This window comes from Streptomyces sp. NPDC038213, from assembly GCF_055600495.1.
Genome location: NZ_JBVJYM010000022.1, coordinates 80,896 through 100,171 on the forward strand (window position 1 = coordinate 80,896; position 19,276 = coordinate 100,171).

General features: G+C 74.1%; 19 protein-coding genes. 10 read left to right on the plus strand and 9 right to left on the minus strand.

The annotated features are described in order from the left end of the window. Nucleotides 1–76: 76 nt before the first annotated feature. The 4 genes from ACZ7JZ_RS25855 to miaA form a co-directional block, all read right to left on the minus strand. Nucleotides 77–2,359 carry a RelA/SpoT family protein gene (locus tag ACZ7JZ_RS25855; protein WP_470943259.1) on the minus strand — a complete coding sequence of 761 codons (2,283 nt, stop codon included), beginning with the start codon at nt 2,357–2,359 and terminating at the stop codon, nt 77–79. A 146-nt stretch (nt 2,360–2,505) separates the two neighbouring features. Next, nucleotides 2,506–3,381 (minus strand): diaminopimelate epimerase, encoded by an 876-nt coding sequence (gene dapF / locus ACZ7JZ_RS25860; protein WP_470943261.1) that lies wholly within the window; start codon nt 3,379–3,381, stop codon nt 2,506–2,508. 175 nt (nt 3,382–3,556) lie between these two features. Then, nucleotides 3,557–4,075: a hypothetical protein gene (locus tag ACZ7JZ_RS25865; RefSeq protein ID WP_470943323.1), complete on the minus strand. Its 519-nt coding sequence runs from the start codon at nt 4,073–4,075 to the stop codon at nt 3,557–3,559. A 103-nt stretch (nt 4,076–4,178) separates the two neighbouring features. After that, complete coding sequence (miaA, locus tag ACZ7JZ_RS25870) at nt 4,179–5,117, minus strand: tRNA (adenosine(37)-N6)-dimethylallyltransferase MiaA (RefSeq protein WP_470943262.1); 939 nt, start codon at nt 5,115–5,117, stop codon at nt 4,179–4,181. A gap of 263 nt (nt 5,118–5,380) precedes the next feature. Here miaA and ACZ7JZ_RS25875 point away from each other — a divergent pair, with 263 nt between their 5' ends. Beyond that, nucleotides 5,381–5,638 carry an antitoxin gene (locus tag ACZ7JZ_RS25875; protein ID WP_470943263.1) on the plus strand — a complete coding sequence of 86 codons (258 nt, stop codon included), beginning with the start codon at nt 5,381–5,383 and terminating at the stop codon, nt 5,636–5,638. Nucleotides 5,639–5,708: 70 nt separating this feature from the next. On the opposite strand, the gene ACZ7JZ_RS25880 is transcribed toward ACZ7JZ_RS25875, so the two are convergent. Together ACZ7JZ_RS25880 and miaB are read right to left on the minus strand one after the other, a co-directional pair. Then, a complete protein-coding gene (locus ACZ7JZ_RS25880) occupies nt 5,709–6,452 on the minus strand; it encodes a class III extradiol dioxygenase subunit B-like domain-containing protein (RefSeq protein ID WP_470943265.1) in 744 nt (247 codons plus the stop codon). 92 nt (nt 6,453–6,544) lie between these two features. Further along, nucleotides 6,545–8,059 (minus strand): tRNA (N6-isopentenyl adenosine(37)-C2)-methylthiotransferase MiaB, encoded by a 1,515-nt coding sequence (gene miaB, locus ACZ7JZ_RS25885; RefSeq protein WP_470943267.1) that lies wholly within the window; start codon nt 8,057–8,059, stop codon nt 6,545–6,547. 99 nt (nt 8,060–8,158) lie between these two features. Between miaB and ACZ7JZ_RS25890 the strand changes: the two genes are divergently transcribed. Further along, entirely contained in the window at nt 8,159–9,169 is a 1,011-nt protein-coding gene (locus tag ACZ7JZ_RS25890; protein WP_470943269.1) for a TAXI family TRAP transporter solute-binding subunit, read from the plus strand. Nucleotides 9,170–9,232: 63 nt separating this feature from the next. On the opposite strand, the gene ACZ7JZ_RS25895 is transcribed toward ACZ7JZ_RS25890, so the two are convergent. The 3 genes from ACZ7JZ_RS25895 to ACZ7JZ_RS25905 all read right to left on the minus strand — a co-directional run bounded on the left by ACZ7JZ_RS25895 (nt 9,233) and on the right by ACZ7JZ_RS25905 (nt 12,512). Then, entirely contained in the window at nt 9,233–10,198 is a 966-nt protein-coding gene (locus ACZ7JZ_RS25895; protein ID WP_470943325.1) for an ROK family protein, read from the minus strand. 127 nt (nt 10,199–10,325) lie between these two features. Then, nucleotides 10,326–11,795: a sensor histidine kinase gene (locus tag ACZ7JZ_RS25900; protein WP_470943271.1), complete on the minus strand. Its 1,470-nt coding sequence runs from the start codon at nt 11,793–11,795 to the stop codon at nt 10,326–10,328. A gap of 12 nt (nt 11,796–11,807) precedes the next feature. After that, nucleotides 11,808–12,512: a response regulator transcription factor gene (locus ACZ7JZ_RS25905; protein ID WP_470943273.1), complete on the minus strand. Its 705-nt coding sequence runs from the start codon at nt 12,510–12,512 to the stop codon at nt 11,808–11,810. A 280-nt stretch (nt 12,513–12,792) separates the two neighbouring features. On the opposite strand from ACZ7JZ_RS25905, the gene ACZ7JZ_RS25910 reads away from it, so the two are divergent. The 8 genes from ACZ7JZ_RS25910 to ACZ7JZ_RS25945 all read left to right on the plus strand — a co-directional run bounded on the left by ACZ7JZ_RS25910 (nt 12,793) and on the right by ACZ7JZ_RS25945 (nt 19,224). Further along, nucleotides 12,793–13,578: an amino acid ABC transporter ATP-binding protein gene (locus ACZ7JZ_RS25910; protein ID WP_470943274.1), complete on the plus strand. Its 786-nt coding sequence runs from the start codon at nt 12,793–12,795 to the stop codon at nt 13,576–13,578. Nucleotides 13,579–13,652: 74 nt separating this feature from the next. Then, nucleotides 13,653–14,474 carry a glutamate ABC transporter substrate-binding protein gene (locus ACZ7JZ_RS25915; RefSeq protein WP_470943276.1) on the plus strand — a complete coding sequence of 274 codons (822 nt, stop codon included), beginning with the start codon at nt 13,653–13,655 and terminating at the stop codon, nt 14,472–14,474. Nucleotides 14,475–14,552: 78 nt separating this feature from the next. Further along, nucleotides 14,553–15,227, plus strand: coding sequence for an amino acid ABC transporter permease (locus ACZ7JZ_RS25920; protein ID WP_470943278.1), 675 nt, complete (start codon nt 14,553–14,555; stop codon nt 15,225–15,227). Continuing rightward, nucleotides 15,224–16,144, plus strand: a complete 921-nt coding sequence (locus tag ACZ7JZ_RS25925) for an amino acid ABC transporter permease (RefSeq protein ID WP_470943280.1) — start codon at nt 15,224–15,226, stop codon at nt 16,142–16,144. The genes ACZ7JZ_RS25920 and ACZ7JZ_RS25925 overlap by 4 nt, the downstream gene beginning before the upstream one ends. A 152-nt stretch (nt 16,145–16,296) precedes the next feature. After that, nucleotides 16,297–18,015, plus strand: a complete 1,719-nt coding sequence (locus ACZ7JZ_RS25930; RefSeq protein WP_470943281.1) for an FAD-dependent monooxygenase — start codon at nt 16,297–16,299, stop codon at nt 18,013–18,015. A 40-nt stretch (nt 18,016–18,055) separates the two neighbouring features. Continuing rightward, nucleotides 18,056–18,142 (plus strand): putative leader peptide, encoded by an 87-nt coding sequence (locus tag ACZ7JZ_RS25935; protein ID WP_352194019.1) that lies wholly within the window; start codon nt 18,056–18,058, stop codon nt 18,140–18,142. 87 nt (nt 18,143–18,229) lie between these two features. Continuing rightward, a complete protein-coding gene (locus tag ACZ7JZ_RS25940; RefSeq protein ID WP_470943283.1) occupies nt 18,230–18,808 on the plus strand; it encodes a cupin domain-containing protein in 579 nt (192 codons plus the stop codon). After that, complete coding sequence (locus ACZ7JZ_RS25945; protein WP_470943284.1) at nt 18,805–19,224, plus strand: rhodanese-like domain-containing protein; 420 nt, start codon at nt 18,805–18,807, stop codon at nt 19,222–19,224. Before ACZ7JZ_RS25940 ends, ACZ7JZ_RS25945 begins: the two co-directional genes overlap by 4 nt. Nucleotides 19,225–19,276 lie beyond the last annotated feature (52 nt).

Sequence of the window (19,276 nt, forward strand, 5' to 3'; positions counted from 1 at the left end):
GCGCCCGCCACGCGCCCGTGGACGGCGCGCGACGGCCCCACCCGAAAGGGAGACCCGGCCGGGCGGGGTGGTGACCTCAGGTGCGGCCGACGTCGTAGACGCCGGGGACCTCGCGCATGGCGCGCATGAGGGCGGGCAGGCCCGCGGCGTCGGGGAGCTGCACGGTGTACGTGTGCCGGACGCGCTGGCGGTTGGGGGGTTCGACGGTGGCGGAGACGATGGAGACGCCCTGGCGGGACATGGCCTCGGTGAGGTCGGCCAGGAGCCGGGGGCGGCCGAACGATTCGGCTACGAGGGTGACGCGGCAGTCGGCGGTGGCCCGCCAGTGCACGGCGACCGCGCTGCGGCCGCTGTCGCGGAGCCGGTCCACGGCGGGGCAGGCGATGCGGTGGACGGTGACGACCCCGCCGCGTACGACGAACCCGGCGACCGGGTCGGGCGGTACGGGCGTACAGCACCCGGCGAGCCGGACGGTGGCGTCGGGCAGGTCGGCGACGGCGTTGCCTCCGGCGTCGCGCAGGGCGGACATGGGCAGTGGGGCCCGGGGGGCGGCCGTGGGGACGGCGGCGCCGTCGGGGTGGGCCCGGAGCCAGCCGCTGATGGCGATGCGGGCGGCCGGGGTGCGGGCGTGTTCGAGCCATTCGGGGGCGGGTCCGGAGGCGGCGTCCTGGCCGACGAGGAGCTGGACGGTGTCGCCGTCGGCGAGGCGGGTGCCGAGGGCGGCGATGCGGCCGTTGACGCGGGCCCCGATGCAGGCGTGGGCGGCCTCTGCGAGCCGGGCGTAGGCGGCGTCGACGCAGGTGGCGCCGGCGGGCAGGCTGACGGTTCCGGAGCCGGAGCCGGGGCCTTCGGTGAGGAAGACGGTGATCTCCCGGTCCTGGGCCAGTTCGGCGCGCAGGGAGGTCCAGAAGGTGTCGGGGTCGGGGGCGGACTGCTGCCAGGTGAGGAGGCGGGACAGCCAGCCGGGCCGGGTGGGGTCGGCGCGCTCGCCGACCGGGTCGGAAGCGGCGGCTCCGGTCTGCCGCGCGGACACGGACGCGGACGCGGAATCCGACACGGACGCGGACGCGGATTCGGCACCCGGCCCCGCCCCTCCCGTGACGGCCCCCGCCCCGGCGGCGGCTCCCGCCCCCGCGAGGCCCCCCGCGGGCGCGTCGGCCGGTGCGGCGGCGGCCGCGCACGGGCCCGTCCCCGGCTCGGTGCCCACGTACGGGTTGCCGAGGGCGATGACCCCGGCTTCGGCGACGAGGTGCATCCGGTGGGTGCGGATGAGGACCTCGGCGACGTACCCGCCGGTTGCGACGGCGGTGTGGAGGGACTGGTAGAGGTTGAACTTGGGGGCGGCGATGAAGTCCTTGAACTCCGAGATGACGGGCGTGAAGCAGGTGTGCAGTTCGCCGAGGACGCCGTAGCAGTCGGCGTCCTCCGCGACGAGGACGAGCAGCCGGCCGAAGTCGGCGCCGCGCAGCGCCCCGCGCTTGCGCGCGATGCGGTGGACGGAGACGAAGTGCCGGGGGCGGACCTGGACTTCGGCGGGGATGCCGGATTCGCGCAGGACGGTGCGGACGGATGCGGCGATGGCGGGCAGCGGGTCGTCCTCGGCCGCGTGGGAGGCGATGAGGGCGCGGGTGGCCTCGTACTCCTCGGGGTGGAGGATGGCGAAGACGAGGTCTTCCAGCTCGGTCTTGAGGGCCTGGACGCCGAGGCGTTCGGCGAGCGGGATGAGGACGTCGCGGGTGACCTTGGCGATGCGCGCCTGTTTCTCGGGGCGCATCACGCCGAGGGTGCGCATGTTGTGCAGCCGGTCGGCGAGTTTGATGGACATCACGCGGACGTCGTTGCCGGTGGCGACGAGCATCTTGCGGAAGGTCTCGGGCTCGGCGGCGGCGCCGTAGTCCACCTTCTCCAGTTTGGTGACCCCGTCGACGATGAAGCGGACCTCGTCGCCGAACTCCTCCCGCACCTGATCGAGGGTCACGTCCGTGTCCTCGACGGTGTCGTGGAGCAGGGAGGCCGTCAAGGTGGTGGTCTCGGCGCCCAGTTCGGCGAGGATCAGGGTCACCGCGAGCGGGTGCGTGATGTACGGTTCGCCGCTCTTGCGCATCTGGCCGCGGTGGGAGGTCTCCGCGAGGAGGTACGCGCGCCGCAGGACGGAGAGGTCCGCGTCGGGATGGTGGGCGCGGTGGGCCTCCGCGACATGCCCGATGGCGTCGGGGAGGCGGTCGCGGGGGGCCGTGCCGAGCAGGGCCGCGCGGCCCAGTCTGCGCAGGTCGAGGCGGGTGCGGCCGCGTCTGCGGGCGAGGGAGCCCGGCAACCGGAGCTCCGCTCCCGTATCGGGGTTCGTGGCCTCTGCACTCATGGGGCACCTCCGGCGGCGGCTTCGACCGGCGGTGGGTGGGCGGGGGGTGGAGCCCCCGGGGCCGGTGTCTGATGTTACCGACCCCACCACGTGGCGCAGTCCGGCTCTCGCTCAGCGTGAACCGGATCACCCATTCGAGGGAAGCTCTAGGCGAAAGCCGTTTCGGTCAGCCAGGCGGGATCGATCTCGCCTTCGGCCACGATCACGGCGGGGCCGGTCATCTCCACGGCGCCGTCGGGGTGCTCGGTGATGACGAGGGTGCCGCCGGGGACGTCGACGGTGTAGGTGACGGGCTCTCCGGTGGCGGCGGGGTCGGCCCCGTCGCGGCGGGCGGTGGCGACGGCGACGGCGCAGGCGCCGGTGCCGCAGGAGCGGGTCTCGCCGGAGCCGCGCTCGTGGACGCGCATCGCCACGTGCCGCGGGCCGCGGTCGGCGACGAACTCGACGTTGACGCCGTCCGGGTAGGCGGAGGCGGGGCTGAAGGGCGGGGCGTCGTACAGGTTCCCGGCCTCGGCGAGGTCGGCGACGAAGGCCACGGCGTGCGGGTTGCCCATGTCCACGTTCGTGGCGGGCCAGCTGCGGTCGCCGACGGAGACGGTGACGTCCCCTTCGGGGAGGCGGGCCCGGCCCATGGAGACGGTGACCGCCCCGGCCTTGTCGAGGTGGACCTTCTTGATCCCGCCGCGGGTGGCGACGGCGAGGTCGCCGGGCTCGGCGTGGCCCGCGTGCTGGAGGTAGCGGGCGAAGACGCGGACGCCGTTGCCGCACATCTCGGCGATCGTGCCGTCGCTGTTGCGGTAGTCCATGAACCACTCGGCCCCGTCGGCCATGTGCCGCGCCTCGGGGTGGGCCGCGGAGCGGACCACGTGCAGCACGCCGTCCCCGCCGATGCCGGCCCGGCGGTCGCACAGCCGCGCGACGGCGGCCGGGGAGAGGGCGACGGAGTTGTCAGGGTCCGGGATGATCACGAAGTCGTTCTCGGTCCCGTGGCCCTTGAGGAAGGCGAGGTGCGTGGTGGTCACGCGGCCATCGTACGGGGGCGGGCGCCGCGGCGGCGGGGGCGCCCGGTCCGTGGACGGCGGACGGGTACGACAGGGACGGCGCGGGACGGCGCGGGACGGCGCGGGACGGCGGGACCGTACGGGCAAGACGGTACGGCGATGGGCTGCGACGCTACGGCGGCCGGCGCGCGGCCGGTCAGCGCAGGCGCGCCACGCGCCAGACGGCGAGGAAGGCGACCGTCAGCACCACGGCCGCGTACAGCACGACGATCCGCCAGTCCGGGCGGGTGCCGGAGCCGCGGGCGGGCAGGCCCGGCCAGGTGTAGCCGACCCGGCGGGCGGCCATCATGCCCCAGCCCCCGGCGCAGCTGCTGATGAGCAGGCCGAGCATGGCGACGACGGCCCCGCCGTCGCCGAACTCGAAGGCGAGGGGGAAGGCGAACATCAGGGAGCCGGCGGCCGCGAGCCCGACGATGGGGGCCAGCTGCCAGATCCGCAGCCGGCGCTGCGGCCGCAGCTCGACCTCGAACTCGGCGGCGGGCTCCTCGGTCTCGGGCCCGTCGGGGCTCAGCAGGCCCGGGTCGGCGGGCAGCCCGAGGACCGCGGGGACAGCGGGGGCGGCGGGCGCCGCGGGCAGTACGGGGACGGCAGGACGCACCGCCTCCGGATCCCGTCCGGTGCCTTCGCGCCCGGTGTCTCGAGGGCCGGCCTCCATCGCCACGTGCCCTCCCCACTAGGACTTCGCTCGCCGAAGTTTGATGATGGCACGGCCGCGGACCCCGGACGGGCGTCCGGAGCGTCCCGATGCCATCACGTGATCAGGCTGTAACCGCTCGTTCGACCAACGACTGCGCGAGTCCGGTGAGTTCCCCCCGGTCCGCGGCGGCCCCGCTCAGCCAGTGGACCCGCGGATCACGGCGGAACCACGAGTCCTGGCGGCGCGCGAAGCGCTTGGTGGCGCGTACGGTCTCGGCGCGCGCCTCGTCCTCCGTGCACTCCCCCGCGAGGGCGGCGAGCACCTGCTGGTAGCCGAGGGCGCGGGAGGCGGTGACCCCGTCGCGCAGCCCGGCGGCCTCCAGGGTGCGCACCTCCTCGACGAGCCCGTCCTCCCACATCCGGTCCACGCGCCGGGTGATCCGCTCGTCGAGCTCCGGGCGGCCCACGTCGACGCCGATCTGGACGCAGTCGTAGACGGGGTCGGGGCCGGGCAGGTTCGCGGTGAAGGGGCGCCCGGTGATCTCGATGACCTCCAGGGCCCGGACGATCCGGCGGCCGTTGCTGGGCAGGATGGCCTGGGCGGCGGCCGGGTCGGCGGCGGCCAGCCGGGCGTGCAGGGCGCCGGGGCCGCGCAGGGTCAGCTCCTCCTCCAGGCGGGCGCGTACGGCCGGATCGGTGCCCGGGAACTCCAGGGCGTCGACGGCCGCGCGCACGTAGAGGCCCGAGCCTCCGACGAGGACCGCGGTGCGTCCCTCGGCGAGCAGCCGGTCGATCTCGGCGCGGGCGATCCGCTGGTACTCGGCGACGCTGGCGGTCTCGGTGACGTCCCAGACGTCGAGGAGGTGGTGCGGGACGCCGCCCCGCTCCGCGGGGGTCAGCTTGGCCGTGCCGATGTCCATCCCGCGGTAGAGCTGCATGGAGTCGGCGTTGACGACCTCGCCGCCGGACCACCGGGCGAGGGCGACGCCCAGATCGGACTTTCCGGCGGCAGTGGGGCCGACGACGGCGATGACCCGCGGGGCGGGGGCTGCAGTACTCACCGCCCCAGTTTCGCAAACACCGGGCCGCTCACCGAACGGGCCGTGCGGGCCCGGCGGGACCCGGTGCACCCACGCGGAACTCACGGCGCGCGAGTAACGTTGTGGGGGTAGACATGGGCGTGTTTGATCGGTTTCGCCGCCCGGCGGAGGACCCTGTCGTGGGGTCCGCCGGGAGGTCAGCAGAGGCGGCGGACGGCGAAACCGGCGGGCGCGCCTGCCGTAGCTCTGCCAGTTACCACGTTTACGCCAGGAGAAGGTGACCCATGGGCCTGCTGGACAATCTCAAGGCCAAGCTCGCGCCGGCCAAGGAAAAGGTCGGCGACCTCGCGCAGCAGCACGAGGGCAAGATCGGCGAGGGCCTGGACAAGGTCGCGAAGGCCGTGGACTCCAAGACCCACGGCAAGTACAGCACTCGGATCTCGAGCGGTACGGACAAGGCCAAGGACGCCCTGGGCAAGATCGCCCACAAGGACGGCCCCGAGGGCGGCAGCACGCCGGGGAGCGGTCCGGCGGCCTCCTGACACTCCCCGGCGGAGGGGCGCGGGCAGTGCCCCGCGCCCCTTCGGCGCACCCGGGCGGCCCGGGGGCGGGTCAGGACCAGGCGGCGACCAGGTAGCCGACCCCGTACGGCGCGTCCTCGTAGAGCAGCCGGCCGTCGAGTCCGGCGCCCTCGCCGGCTCCGGCGAGCACCTGCCAGGGGGCGCGGCCGGCCGCCTGCAGCTGCGCGCCGAGCCCGGGGTCGACCGCGGCGAGGGCGGCGGTGTCGGCGGCGCCGAGGGCGGCCGCGGCGGCGGCGTCGAAGGCCTCGGCACGCTCGTCGAGGTAGCCGGGCGCCTTCAGGCTGCGGCAGGCGCTGCCGTCGCCCATCACGAGCAGGGCCACGCGGGCGGCCCGTCCGGCGAGCCCGCGGCCGGTCTCCGCGCAGTCGGCGGGCGGCAGGTCCGCGGCGACGGCGAGCCCCTCGACGGGGGCGGCGGACCAGGCGGTGTGCTCCAGGAGCCAGCCGGCGACGGCGAGGGGTGCGGGCAGTTCGCGAGGACCGGCCGGCGCTCCCGGCGCAGCACCGGAGGCCTCCCCGTCCGCGGCCGGACCCAGCGCCACCCGCACGTCGACGCCGAACCGGCGGAAGGACCCGGGGGCGCCCTGGGCGTACGTGCCGGGACCGTCCTCCCCCGCGGGCCCGACGACGACGAGCAGGTCGGGCCGGGAGGCGGCGAGGACGGCGAGCGCGTCGGAGCACGCGGTGCGCGCGTCGGCGAGTTCTTCGGCCGCCCCGGCCGCGACCTGCGGCACGAGCAGAGGCGGGCAGGGGCATACGGCGGCGGCTACGAGCATGATCCGCAGCGTAGTACGCCGTACCGGCCGGCGGGGCGGCCCGGCGGCGGCCGCAGGCGTCCGCGGTCCCGCGGGCGCCTGCGGCCGGTGGCTCAGAGGGCCGAGCAGCCGCCCGTTACGGCCGGCAGCGGGGCCGGGGCGCCGATCGACGGGAGGCCGAGCATCACGCCGGCGGGCTGGGCCGGGGCGGTGTTGCGCTTCTCCCAGGCGTCACCGGCGCGGGTCCGGCGCACCTCGGTGGTCGGGCCCTCGGCGAGCAGGTGGTGCGGGGCGGCGTAGGTGATCTCGACGGTGACCACGTCGCCGGGGCGGACCTCGGCGTCCGGCTTGGTGAAGTGGACGAGGCGGTTGTCGGGGGCGCGGCCGGACAGCCGCTGCGTGGAGCCGTCCTTGCGGCCCTCGCCCTCGGCGACCATGACCTCGAGGACCCGTCCGACCTGCTTCTTGTTCTCGTCCCAGGAGATCTCCTCCTGGAGGGCGACCAGGCGCATGTACCGCTCCTGGACGACCTCCTTGGGGATCTGCCCGTCCATCTCGGCGGCGGGGGTGCCGGGCCGCTTGGAGTACTGGAAGGTGAAGGCGTTGGCGAAGCGGGCCTCGCGGACCGCGTGCATCGTCTGCTCGAAGTCCTCCTCGGTCTCCCCGGGGAAGCCGACGATGATGTCGGTGGAGATGGCGGCGTGCGGGATCGCGGCGCGCACCTTCTCGATGATCCCGAGGAAGCGCTCCTGGCGGTACGAGCGGCGCATGGCCTTCAGGACGGTGTCCGAGCCGGACTGGAGCGGCATGTGCAGCTGCGGCATCACGTTCGGGGTCTCGGCCATGGCGGCGATCACGTCGTCCGTGAAGTCGCGCGGGTGCGGCGAGGTGAAGCGGACCCGCTCCAGGCCCTCGATCTGCCCGCAGGCCCGCAGCAGCTTCGAGAAGGCCTCGCGGTCGCCGAGGTCGGAGCCGTAGGCGTTCACGTTCTGCCCGAGCAGGGTGATCTCGGAGACGCCCTCGGCGACGAGCGCCTCGATCTCGGCGAGGATGTCGCCGGGCCGGCGGTCCTCCTCCTTGCCGCGCAAGGCGGGGACGATGCAGAAGGTGCAGGTGTTGTTGCAGCCCACGGAGATCGAGACCCAGGCGGCGTACGCGGACTCGCGGCGGGTCGGCAGCGTGGAGGGGAAGGCCTCCAGCGACTCGGCGATCTCGACCTGCGCCTCCTCCTGGACGCGGGCGCGCTCCAGCAGCACGGGCAGCTTGCCGATGTTGTGCGTGCCGAAGACCACATCGACCCAGGGGGCCCGGGTGACGATGGTGTCGCGGTCCTTCTGGGCCAGGCAGCCGCCGACGGCGATCTGCATCCCGGGGCGCTTGGTCTTCATCGGGGCGAGCCGGCCGAGGTTGCCGTACAGCTTGTTGTCGGCGTTCTCCCGCACCGCGCAGGTGTTGAAGACCACCACGTCGGCGTCGCCGTCGGAGCCCTGGGGAGCGCGGACGTACCCGGCGTCCTCCAGCAGGCCGGAGAGCCGCTCGCTGTCGTGCACGTTCATCTGGCACCCGTAGGTGCGCACCTCGTATGTTCCCTTGGCGGCCACTGCTCCGCCCGGCTCCGCGCTGCTCATGCCCTCAAGGGTAAGGGTGCGGCCGCGGGCCTCCGGACGGGTGCCGGGATCGGCGGGCGGCCCGTGACATGTGCGGCGGGGGCTGGCAGGATCGAAGGCGTGCCCCTCGCGTTTCCCCGGTTCTCCCGGGTCAGGATCAGCAGGCGTCGTGCGCTGCTGGGCGCGACGGCCGCTCTCGCCGTGTTCGGACTCCTGCTGTGGTGGCTGCTGCCGCCGGGGAAGGCGCAGCCGTCGGGCGAGCTCAGCTTCAGCACCGGCGGGCGTTCGGGCGTGTACCAGCGCTACGGCGAGCTGCTCCAGCAGGCGCTGGCGCGGGACCTGCCCGCGCTGGACGTGTCCCTGCTGCCGAGCGAGGGCTCCCAGCAGAACCTGGACCGGGTGGCGGGCGGCAGCGCGGACTTCACGATCGCCACGGCGGACGCGGTGGCGAAGTACCGGCAGGACGCCAAGCCGGGCGCGGACCGGCTGCGGGGCTGCGCGCGGCTGTACGACGACTACGTGCAGCTGGTGGTGCTGAACGCCTCGCGGGTGGAGTCGGTGAAGGACCTCGCGGGCAAGCGGGTGGCGATCGGCCAGCCGGGCTCGGGGGTGCGGCTGATCGCCGAGCGGCTGCTGACGGCGGCGGACCTGGATCCGGCGAGGGACATCACGCCGGTCCCGATCGGGATCGACACGATGCCGGCGGAGCTGGAGGCCGGCCGGATCGATGCCTTCTTCTGGTCGGGCGGACTGCCGACGAACGCCGTACGGGCGCTGTCGGAGCGGACCAGCATCCGGCTGGTGCAGCTGGGCGACCTGATGCAGGTGCTGCAGCGCGGCGGGTCCCCGGCGCGGTTCTACCGGGCGGCGGTGGTGCCCCCGGAGGCCTATCCGCGGGCGCAGAACGCCACCGGGATCTCCACGCTGGCCGTGCCGAACCTGCTCGTGACCACGGAGCGCACGGACGCCGACCTGACCGAGGCGCTGACCCGGACGGTGATCGGGAGCCGCGACCGGATCGGGCGCGACGTCCACGCGGCGCAGCTGGTGGACCTGCGGACGGCGATCTACACGGCCCCGCTCGGGCTGCACGAGGGCGCGGCCCGCTACTACCGCTCCGTGAAGCCGTAGCCCGTCTCCTCCCCGCTCGCGGTCGAAGGCCCGGCCCCCGCTGCGGGGCCGGGCCCCTGTCCGTCAGGAGGCCGGGAGCAGTTCGATGGCGGCTGCCGCGGCCCCGATGAGCCCGGCCGAGGTGCCGAGGGCGGCGGGGACCACCGTGAGCTCCTGGACGAAGGACAGGGCGGCGTACTCGGCGAGGTGGGCGCGGACGGGGCCGAAGAGCACGTCGCCCGCGGCGGCGACCCCGCCGCCGATGACGGCGATGTCGGTCTCGACGAGGGTGGCGGTGGCGGCGACGGCCGCGGCGAGGGCGCGGCCCGCGCGGTCGAAGGCCCTGAGGGCGAGCGGGTCGCCGGCGCGGGCGGCGGCGGCCACTCCGGCGGCGGTGGGGTCGGGTCCGCTCCAGCCCTGGTCGCGCGCCCAGCGGGCGATGGCGGTCCCCGAGGCGATGGATTCGACGCAGCCGCGGCCGCCGCAGGCGCAGGGCTCCCCGTCGAAGGCCACGGACATGTGGCCGATGTGTCCGGCGTTGCCCGTGGGGCCGGTGTGGAGGCGGCCGTCGAGGACGAGACCCCCGCCGACTCCGGTGGACACCACGAGGCACAGGGCGTTGTCCCGGCCGCGGGCGGCGCCGAGCCAGTGCTCGGCGGCGGTCATGGCCACCCCGTCGCCGACCAGGACGGCGGGGACCGCGGCGCCGCGGGCGGCGAGCTCGGCGGCCGTACGGGAGAGGACGGGGAATCCGCGCCAGGCGCCGATGTTGACCGGGCTGACCGTGCCCCGGGCGGAGTCGACGGGGCCCGCGCTGCCGATGCCGCAGCGCCGGACCTCCCCCCAGGCGGGGTCGGCGGACAGGTCCGCGACCACCTCGGCGACGGCCGCCATGACCGCCTCGGGGTCCGCGGCGCGGGGGGTGGGGCGGCGGACGGGCGCGCTCAGGGTCCCCTCCGGTCCGACGAGGGCCCCGGCGATCTTGGTGCCCCCGATGTCGACGGCCGCGGTCAGCCCGGCGGCGCGGGTGGCGGCGTCCGCGCGCGGCACGGGAACGGTGGAGGCGGGGGTGGTCACGGGCGGCTCCCTGGGAGATCGTCTCGCTTCAGTATGCGGCCGCCGCCGCGGCCCTGTCCGGGGCTGTGGACAGCGGCCGCCGGGCGCCCGGCGGGCCCCGTCAGGCCCCCGGTGCGCGGCGCGGTACGGAGACGGTGACGCGGAGCCCGTGCGGGGGGTTCGCGGCGTAGGCGAGGCTGCCGCCGCTCTTGGCGAGGAGGGCGCGGGAGATCGACAGTCCGAGGCCGGAGCCCTTCACGTTCTGGTGCCGGCCGCTGCGCCAGAAGCGGTCGCCGATGCGCTCCAGCTCCTCCCCCGTCAGGCCGGGCCCCCGGTCCCCGACGACGACGGTGGCGTACGCGCCCGCGACGGCCGTGCCGACCGTGACCTCCTCGCCCGGCGGCGTGAACTTGAGGGCGTTGTCGATCACCGCGTCGAGGGCGCTCGACAGGGCGATGGGGTCGGCCCAGCCGGTCACCGGGCGCAGTCCGGCGGCGGAGCCGCCCGCCGTGACCGCCGTGACCGCCTTACTGTCGGCCGGCCCCGCGTCGCTCCCCGTGAGCCGTACGCCCTTCTCCTCCGCGTACGGCCGCCAGGCGGCCACCCGCTCGGCGGTGAGGGCCGCGATGTCGACGAGGGTGTTCTCGGCGGAGGCGTGCTCGGCGAGGGCGAGGTCGAGGAGGTCGTCGAGGACCTGGGCGAGCCGCTTGCCCTCGGTCCGCACCGAGGCGATCTCCTCGTTCCCCTCGGGGAGTTCCAGGGCGAGCAGCTCGATCCTCAGCAGGAGGGCGGCGAGCGGGTTGCGCAGCTGGTGGGAGGCGTCGGCGACGAAGGCCCGCTGCTGTTCGAGCGAGTCCTCGACGTGGTCGGCCATCTCGTTGAACGAGCGGGCCAGGCGGCGCAGTTCCGGCGGCCCCCCGGAGGCCGCGACCCGGGAGTTGAACTGCCCGGTCGCGATGTCGTGGGTGGCGGCGTCGAGGATCCGTACGGGGCGCAGCACCCAGCTGGTGAGCCGCAGGGCGGCGCCGAAGGCGAGGAGCATGGCGGCGGCGAGCCCGGCGCCGATCAGGAGCCAGCCGTGCAGGATCCGGGCGCGCATCGGCCCGGTCGGCGAGTCGGTGACCACGACGGCGACCACGTCCCCGTCGAGCACCACCGGGGAGGCGACGACCAGCCGGCCGTGCTGCTGCCAGGGCCAGACCTGCGGCGGGTCGTGGCTGCGGCGCCCGGCGAGGGCCTCCTCGAAGGCGCGCCGGCCCTGGCCCTCCTCGGGCAGGTTCCACCAGCCGGGGGCGCGGGCCATGGCGTTGTCGTCGCGCAGGAAGACCCCGGCCCGGATCCCGTACAGCTCCTGGTAGCGGGCCAGTTCGAGCTGGAGGGTCTCGCGGCGCTCGTCGGTGCCCTCGGAGGCGCCGGACTCGGAGTCCTTCACGAACTGGGCGAGGGCGGCGAAGCGCGCGGTGTCGTCGATCCGGTCCACGACCACGTGCTGCTGCTGGGCCGCGGCCAGACTGACGGCGAGCGGGAAGCCGAGGGCGACCAGCACGCCGGCCATGAGGACGACGAGCAGGGGCAGGAGCCGGGTGCGCACTGCGGGGCTCCGTCAGGAGGCGGGGGCGACGAGCCGGTAGCCCACGCCGCGGACGGTCTCGATGAGGGCGGGCATCCGCAGCTTGGAGCGGAGGGAGGCCACGTGCACCTCCAGGGTGCGGCCGGTCCCCTCCCAGCTGGTGCGCCAGACCTCGCTGATGATCTGCTCGCGCCGGAAGACCACCCCGGGCCGCTGGGCGAGCAGGGCCAGCAGGTCGAACTCCTTGCGCGTGAGCGGTACGTCGGCCCCGTCGACGGTGACCCGCCGGGTGGCCAGCTCGACGCTGACGGGCCCGAGGCGGACCACGGAGCCCGCGGCGGCGGCCGGCTCGTCGGCGCCCGCGGTGCGGCGGCTGACGGCGTGGATGCGGGCGAGCAGCTCGCCGGTGTCGTACGGCTTGACCACGTAGTCGTCGGCGCCCATGTTGAGCCCGTGGATCCGGGAGCGCACGTCGCTGCGCGCCGTCACCATGATCACCGGGGTGCTGGTGCGCTTGCGGATCTTCCCGCAGACCTCGTAGCCGTCCTGGTCGGGCAGGCCGAGGTCGAGCAGGATGACCCCGTAGGGCACGGCGGCGCCCTGGGCTCCGGCGGGCAGCAGGGCCTGCAGGGCCTCCTCGCCGCTGCGGGCGTGCACGACCTGGAAGCCGTGGCGCGCGAGGATGGCGGACAGGGCGGCCGCCACGTGGTCGTCGTCCTCGACGAGCAGAAGTCTCACGGGAAGTCCCCCTTTCCGTTCTCGTTCCGGCCGCTTCCCGGCCCGTACCCGGTCACGTCAGGGCCACCATGCATCCACGCGGATGAAGACGCCCACGTCAAGGGGGTTCCGCCCCGGCGCGTCTTCCGTTATGCACCCGGTACGCGTACACGCGCGACGCTCACGCTGCGTACCCGGCCGAGGCCCTATCGTTATCCTCAATTCTCGCTCAGATGTGATGACGGTGCGCTCGCCCGGTCACTACTGTCCTCCCAACCGAGGAGGACGGAGCTGGAAGCCGATGAGCGGAGTATCAGTGGACAAGGGCACGCAGGACGCGGTTCCCGCCGCCGACAGCCTGGTCGTACTGAGCGACGTCAACAAGCACTTCGGCGCGCTGCACGTGCTCCAGGACGTCAACCTGAGCATCGCCCGCGGTGAGGTCGTGGTCGTGATCGGTCCTTCGGGATCGGGCAAGTCGACGCTGTGCAGGACGATCAACCGGCTGGAGACCATCGACTCCGGCACGATCACCATCGACGGCAAGGAGCTGCCGTCCGAGGGCCGCGAGCTCGCCCGGCTGCGGGCGGACGTCGGCATGGTGTTCCAGTCGTTCAACCTCTTCGCGCACAAGACGGTGCTGGAGAACGTGACGCTGGGCCAGCTGAAGGTCCGCAAGGCCGACAGCGCCGCCGCGGTCGAGAAGGCCCGCGCGCTGCTGGACCGGGTGGGCGTGGGCAGCCAGGCCGACAAGTACCCGGCGCAGCTCTCCGGAGGCCAGCAGCAGCGCGTGGCGATCGCCCGCGCCCTGGCCATGGACCCGAAGGTCATGCTCTTCGACGAGCCGACCTCGGCCCTGGACCCGGAGATGATCAACGAGGTGCTGGAGGTCATGCAGCAGCTGGCCCGCGAGGGCATGACGATGGTCGTGGTGACGCACGAGATGGGCTTCGCCCGCTCCGCCGCCAACCGCGTGGTCTTCATGGCCGACGGGAAGATCGTCGAAGAGGCCACCCCGGAGCAGTTCTTCAGCAACCCCCGCAGCGACCGCGCCAAGGACTTCCTGTCGAAGATCCTGCACCACTGACCGCTCCCTTCTGGTACTCATCCGGTCAGCAGCACTCGCAACGTCAACAACGTCTCACCCGAGGGAAGTTCACCATGAAGGTTTCCAAGGTCGGAGCCGCGGCCGCCGCAGCCGTGGTCCTCGCTCTCACCGCCACCGCGTGCGGCAGCGACGACAAGGGCTCGGGCGGCGGCGACACGGTCGTCGTGGGCATCAAGTTCGACCAGCCCGGCCTGGGCCTGAAGACCCCGGACGGCAAGTTCACGGGCTTCGACGTCGACGTGGCGAACTACGTGGCCAAGGAGCTCGGCTACAAGAAGGTCGAGTTCAAGCAGGCCGTGTCGGCCGAGCGCGAGAACCTGATCAAGAACGGCGACGTCAAGTTCGTCGTCGCGAGCTACTCGATCAACGACAAGCGCAAGGCCGTCGTCGACTTCGCGGGTCCGTACTTCCTGACCCACCAGGACCTGCTGGTCCGCGCCGACGACAACTCGATCACCAAGCCCGAGGACCTCAACTCCAAGAAGCTCTGCTCGGTCGCCGGCTCGACCTCCGCACAGAACGTCAAGGAGAAGCTGGCGCCGAAGGCCGACCTGCTCGAGCAGGGCGGCTACTCCGAGTGCCTGACGGGCCTGGAGAACAAGGCTGTCGACGCCCTGACCACGGACGCCTCCATCCTGGCCGGCTACGCCGCCCAGCCCGCCCACCAGGGCAAGTTCAAGCTCGCCGGCCTGTCCATGAGCGACGAGAACTACGGCATCGGTCTGAAGAAGGGCGACAAGGAGCTCCAGACCAAGATCAACGCCGCGCTGAAGAAGATGGTCTCCAGCGGCGAGTGGGAGAAGGCCGTCAAGGCCAACTTCGGCCCGGCGAACTACAAGAACGAGCCCGCCCCGCAGATCACCGAGGGCAGCTGATCCGACAGTGAGGTGCGCCGCCGGCCCTCAGCCGGCGGCGCACCCCGCTGACCGACCTGGGGAGAGCGCAGGGCAACCGTGTTCGACTTTCTAGACAATCCGCAGTACGACGTGCTCGGCGCCTTCTGGGTGACGGTGCAGCTCACCGTCTTCTCGGCCATCGGCTCCCTGATCTGGGGCACGGTCCTCGCCGGGATGCGCGTCAGCCCGGTCCCGCTGATGCGGGCCTTCGGCACCGGCTACGTCAACGTGGTCCGCAACACGCCGCTGACCTTGCTGATCATCGGCTGCTCGCTGGGCCTGGGCCAGACCCTGGGCGTCACCCTGGGCGGCGGCAACTCGGACGAGACCGGCTTCCGGCTCGCCGTCCTCGGCTTCATCGCGTACACCGGCACCTTCGTCTGCGAGGCGCTGCGCTCCGGCATCAACACCGTCCCGCAGGGTCAGGCCGAGGCCGCCCGCGCGCTGGGGCTGAGCTTCGTGCAGGTGCTGACCCTGGTCGTGCTGCCGCAGGCCTTCCGGGCCGTGGTGGCCCCGCTGGCGAACGTGCTGATCGCACTGACCAAGAACACCACGGTGGCCGCGGCCATCGGCGTCGCCGAGGCTGCGCTGCTGATGAAGGAAATGATCGAGAACGAGGCCGACTCGCTCTTCGCCGTCTTCGCGGTCTTCGCCTTCGGGTTCATCGTCCTTACCCTCCCGACCGGCCTGTTCCTCGGCTGGCTGGCCAAGCGAGTGGCGGTGAAGCGATGAGCTCGGTGCTGTACGACACCCCCGGGCCCAAGGCCCGGCAGCGCAACATCATCTACGCGGTCGTCTTCATCCTCGCCGCCGCGGGCGTGCTGTGGTGGGTGCTGTCCACCATGGCGGAGAAGAACCAGCTGACGGCGGAGAAGTGGAAGCCGTTCTTCGCCGACTCCAACATCTGGACGACGTACCTGCTCCCCGGTCTCGGCGAGACCCTGACGGCGGCCGCCCTGGCCATCGTCATCGCCCTGCCGGTCGGCGCCCTGCTGGGCATCGGGCGACTGTCGGACCACAAGTGGGTCCGGGGCCCGGTCGGCGCGTTCGTCGAGTTCTTCCGCGCCATCCCGGTGCTGATGCTGATGATCTTCGGCAACCAGCTGTACGTGCAGTTCACCAGCGTCGACTCCGAGTCCCGCCCGCTCTACGCGGTGGTCACGGGCCTGGTGCTGTACAACTCGTCCGTCATCGCCGAGGTGGTCCGCGCCGGCGTGCTGTCGCTGCCCCGCGGGCAGACCGACGCCGCGAAGGCGATCGGCATGCGCAAGAGCCAGATCATGATGTACATCCTGCTCCCGCAGGCCGTGACGGCGATGCTGCCCGCCCTGGTCAGCCAGCTGGTCGTGATCCTCAAGGACACCGCGCTCGGCGGCGCCGTGCTCGGCATCAACGACCTCATGGCCCAGTACCGCACGATCCCCGCCAACTACGGGGCGAACACCATCGCCACCCTCGTGGTGATCGCGCTCATCTACATCGCGCTGAACTTCGTCCTGACCACCTTCGCCTCCTGGCTGGAGCGTCGGCTGCGCAGCTCGAAGCGGTCCACGGGCACGGTCCTGCACGCCGAGGACGTGGAGGAGATGGCCGCCACCCCCGGCCCGGCGACCACGGGCACCGACTCCGGCCCGGTGGACAAGACCTGACGCGGAACCAGGTGACGGTGTGACCGGTGTGGTGCGGCGGACGCGTTCCGCCGCACCACACGGCGTTCGGCGCGCGGGCGTCACTTGACGCAAGCGCGCGCAGTGGGTTGCATACGTTCTGTGATCAATTACCGGACATCGGGGGCCGCGCCGTGGACCCGGTGATCGTCGTCGGCGCGGGGCCCGTCGGGCTGGCGCTCTCCCTCGCCCTCGCCGGGCAGGGCGTGCGCTCCGTACTGCTCGACGAAGGGCCCGGCAAGGACGAGCCGAGGCCCGCCCGGACCGTCGTGCTGCACGCGGACACCGCCGCCATGGCCCGGCGCCTGGGCTGCGCCACCCTGCGCGACGAAGGGGCCCGGTGGACGGCCTGGCGCACGGTCCGCCGCCGCCAGGACCCCGTACGCACCCTCTTCGAGGACCGCGGCCCGGCCGGCTCGGCCCCGCTCCACGTCCCGCAGCACGCCCTCGCCCGCGGACTGCGCGAGGCCGCCGCGGCCCATCCGCTGGTCCAGACGGTCACGGACAGCAAGGTCGACTCCCTGGAGCAGGACCCGCACGGGGTCACCGTGCACACCCGCGGCGCCGAGACCACCTGGTGGCGGGGCAGCTACGTGGTCGGCTGCGACGGGGCGCGCTCCACCGTCCGCAAGCTCCTCGACATCCGCTTCCCGGGCCGCACCGCCGTCGAGCGCCACGCCGTGGCGGCGCTGCGGGCCGAACTCCCCTGGCCCGACGAGGCCGTGCTGCACCGCGCGGCGCCGTGGTCCCGCTCCGGCTCCCCCGCCGAGGTCGCGGCCCGCCCCCTGCCCGACGGGGTGTGGCGGCTGGACTGGCTCCTGGAGCCGCGCGGCGAACTCGTCACCCCGGACATGCTGGTGGGCTGGATCCGCGAGACCCTCGGCGGCTGGTGCGGGGACGGGGTGCCGCCATACGAGCTCCTGGACACCGGCGTGCACACCCTGCACCACCGGCTCGCCCGGCGCTGGCGCTCCGGCCGCGCCTTCCTCGCGGGGGACGCGGCCCACCTGCTCGGTGCCGTCGGCACCCAGGGCGTGGAGGAGGGCCTGCGGGACGCCGAGAACCTGGCCTGGAAGCTCTCGCTGGCCTGGCACCAGGGGGCCTCCGAGTCGCTCCTCGACAGCTACCAGGGCGAGCGGCGCACCGCGGTCGCCGCCCGGCTGCGCGCCGCCGACCAGGCCCTGCCGCTGCTGCGCGGGGGCGGGGGGCTGCGCGGCTACCTGCCGGGCGCGGCCCGCAGCCACGACTCCCTGCTGACGGAGGCCCACCTCGGGCGCGGGCCGCTGGGCGCGCCGCCGGCGTACGGGCGCTCGCCGCTGGCCCCGCAGCCCTGCGCCGCGGGGGCGCCGACCGCCACCGAGCCCGGTGCGCTCGCGGCCGACGTGCGCGTGACGGCGCCGGACGGGGCGACCGTACCGCTGCGGGACCTGCTGGGCCGGGGGCGGCTGCTGGTGGTGCTGATCGCGCCCGGGACCGGGGTGTGGGACCGGCGGCACTGGCTGACGGCCGGGGTGATGCCGCGGCTCGCGGCGGCGGTGAGCGCACTGCCCGTACGGGCCGACCTGCTCGTCGCCGAGGGCTATCCGGGGGCCGCGGCCCACACGGTGCTGCTGGTACGGCCCGACGGGCACCTCGCCGCGTCCTTCGCCGGGGTCCACCCGGCCGAGCTGTACGCGGCGGCGGACGCCCTGCGCGCGGGGGCGGACGCGACCGGCGGCGAGACCGGTGGGAAGACGGGCGGGGAGCCGGAGCCGGTGGCCGTCGGCGGCAGCGGACCGGAGGAGGCGGGCGCAGCGGACCGGGCGGCGGCCGTACCGGCGAGCGCTCCCGGCTCCACCACGCCCCTACCGTGATCGATTGACCCTCCGCCGCCCTGCGTGGTGTACTGCCAGGATGACCGGCACCGACGTACGCCTCTGGCGGAGGGTCCACATGGACCTGCTCCGCTTCGCGGGCTGCGTGTGTCGCCCGTCCTGCTGATTCGCCCCTTCCTGCGCGCCCCGTGCCGTCTCCGGCTGCCCTGCCGCGGCCCGCGCGCCCTTCCGCGAACCCCCAGGACGGTCCCCTGTGTCTGCTCTCGTGTCCGCTGCCGCTGCCGTGTCCACCCACGCCGCGCCCGCCCGCGGCCGGTCGGGCTACGCCCCCGCCCGCCCCGGCCCCTCGGCCGCCGAACTGCTCGACTTCGCCCGGAGCGCCGCCTCCGACCCGGCGCTGATCGCCTCCCTGCCCCTCGATCCCCACGGCAGGACCTGGGTCCGCCTCGACGGTCCGGGCGGGAGCGAGGCCTGGCTGATCGGCTGGCCCCCGGGCACCGGCACCGGCTGGCACGACCACGCCGAATCGCGGGGGGCCTTCGCCACCGCGTCCGGCAGCCTCACCGAGCACTCCCTGGCGGTGCGGCTGCCCTCGGAGGGCTGGCAGAGCCTGGAGCTGTCCGCGGGCGTGGACCGCACCCGGCGGCTGGCCGCGGGCAACGGCCGGGCCTTCCGCGAGTTCCACGTCCACGAGGTGCTCAACGAGTCGGCCACCGAGCACGCCGTGTCGGTGCACGCGTACTACCCGCCGCTCCCCCAGATCCGGCGGTACGGCCGCACCGGCCGGGTGCTGCGGCTGGAGCAGATCGAGCGTCCGGCGGACTGGCAGTGAGCGCGGCGGTCCCCGTCCCGGACGGGATCGACGCACTGCTGGAGCGGGTCCGGTCCGGCTACGAGCGGATCGGGGCGCGGGAGGCCTACGAGGCCCAGCAGGCCGGCGCCCTGCTGGTCGACACCCGCTACCAGGCCCTGCGGGAGCGGGACGGGCTGGTGCCCGGTGCAGTGGTCGTCGAGCGCAACGAGCTGGAGTGGCGGCTCGATCCGCTGGGCAGCCACCGGCTCCCCGAGGCCACCGGGCACGGGCTGCGCATCGTGGTCTTCTGCAACGAGGGGTACGCCTCCAGCCTGGCGGCAGCCTCCCTGCACCAGCTGGGTCTGCGCCGGGCCACCGACCTCGTCGGCGGCTTCCAGGCCTGGGGGGCGGCCGGACTCCCGGTGATCACACCCGGCCGCGCCGCAGAAGCCTGACCGGGCGGCCCAGACGGACCGGCCTGGCCTGGCCAGGCCGGAGCACCATCCG

Coding starts and splice junctions, on each gene's coding strand:
- ACZ7JZ_RS25855 (WP_470943259.1), bottom strand. CDS start 2,359: ATGAGTGCAGAGGCCACGAACCCCGATACGGGAGCGGAGCTCCGGTTG.
- ACZ7JZ_RS25865 (WP_470943323.1), bottom strand. CDS start 4,075: ATGGAGGCCGGCCCTCGAGACACCGGGCGCGAAGGCACCGGACGGGAT.
- ACZ7JZ_RS25875 (WP_470943263.1), top strand. CDS start 5,381: ATGGGCCTGCTGGACAATCTCAAGGCCAAGCTCGCGCCGGCCAAGGAA.
- ACZ7JZ_RS25880 (WP_470943265.1), bottom strand. CDS start 6,452: ATGCTCGTAGCCGCCGCCGTATGCCCCTGCCCGCCTCTGCTCGTGCCG.
- miaB (WP_470943267.1), bottom strand. CDS start 8,059: ATGAGCAGCGCGGAGCCGGGCGGAGCAGTGGCCGCCAAGGGAACATAC.
- ACZ7JZ_RS25910 (WP_470943274.1), top strand. CDS start 12,793: ATGAGCGGAGTATCAGTGGACAAGGGCACGCAGGACGCGGTTCCCGCC.
- ACZ7JZ_RS25915 (WP_470943276.1), top strand. CDS start 13,653: ATGAAGGTTTCCAAGGTCGGAGCCGCGGCCGCCGCAGCCGTGGTCCTC.
- ACZ7JZ_RS25925 (WP_470943280.1), top strand. CDS start 15,224: ATGAGCTCGGTGCTGTACGACACCCCCGGGCCCAAGGCCCGGCAGCGC.
- ACZ7JZ_RS25935 (WP_352194019.1), top strand. CDS start 18,056: ATGACCGGCACCGACGTACGCCTCTGGCGGAGGGTCCACATGGACCTG.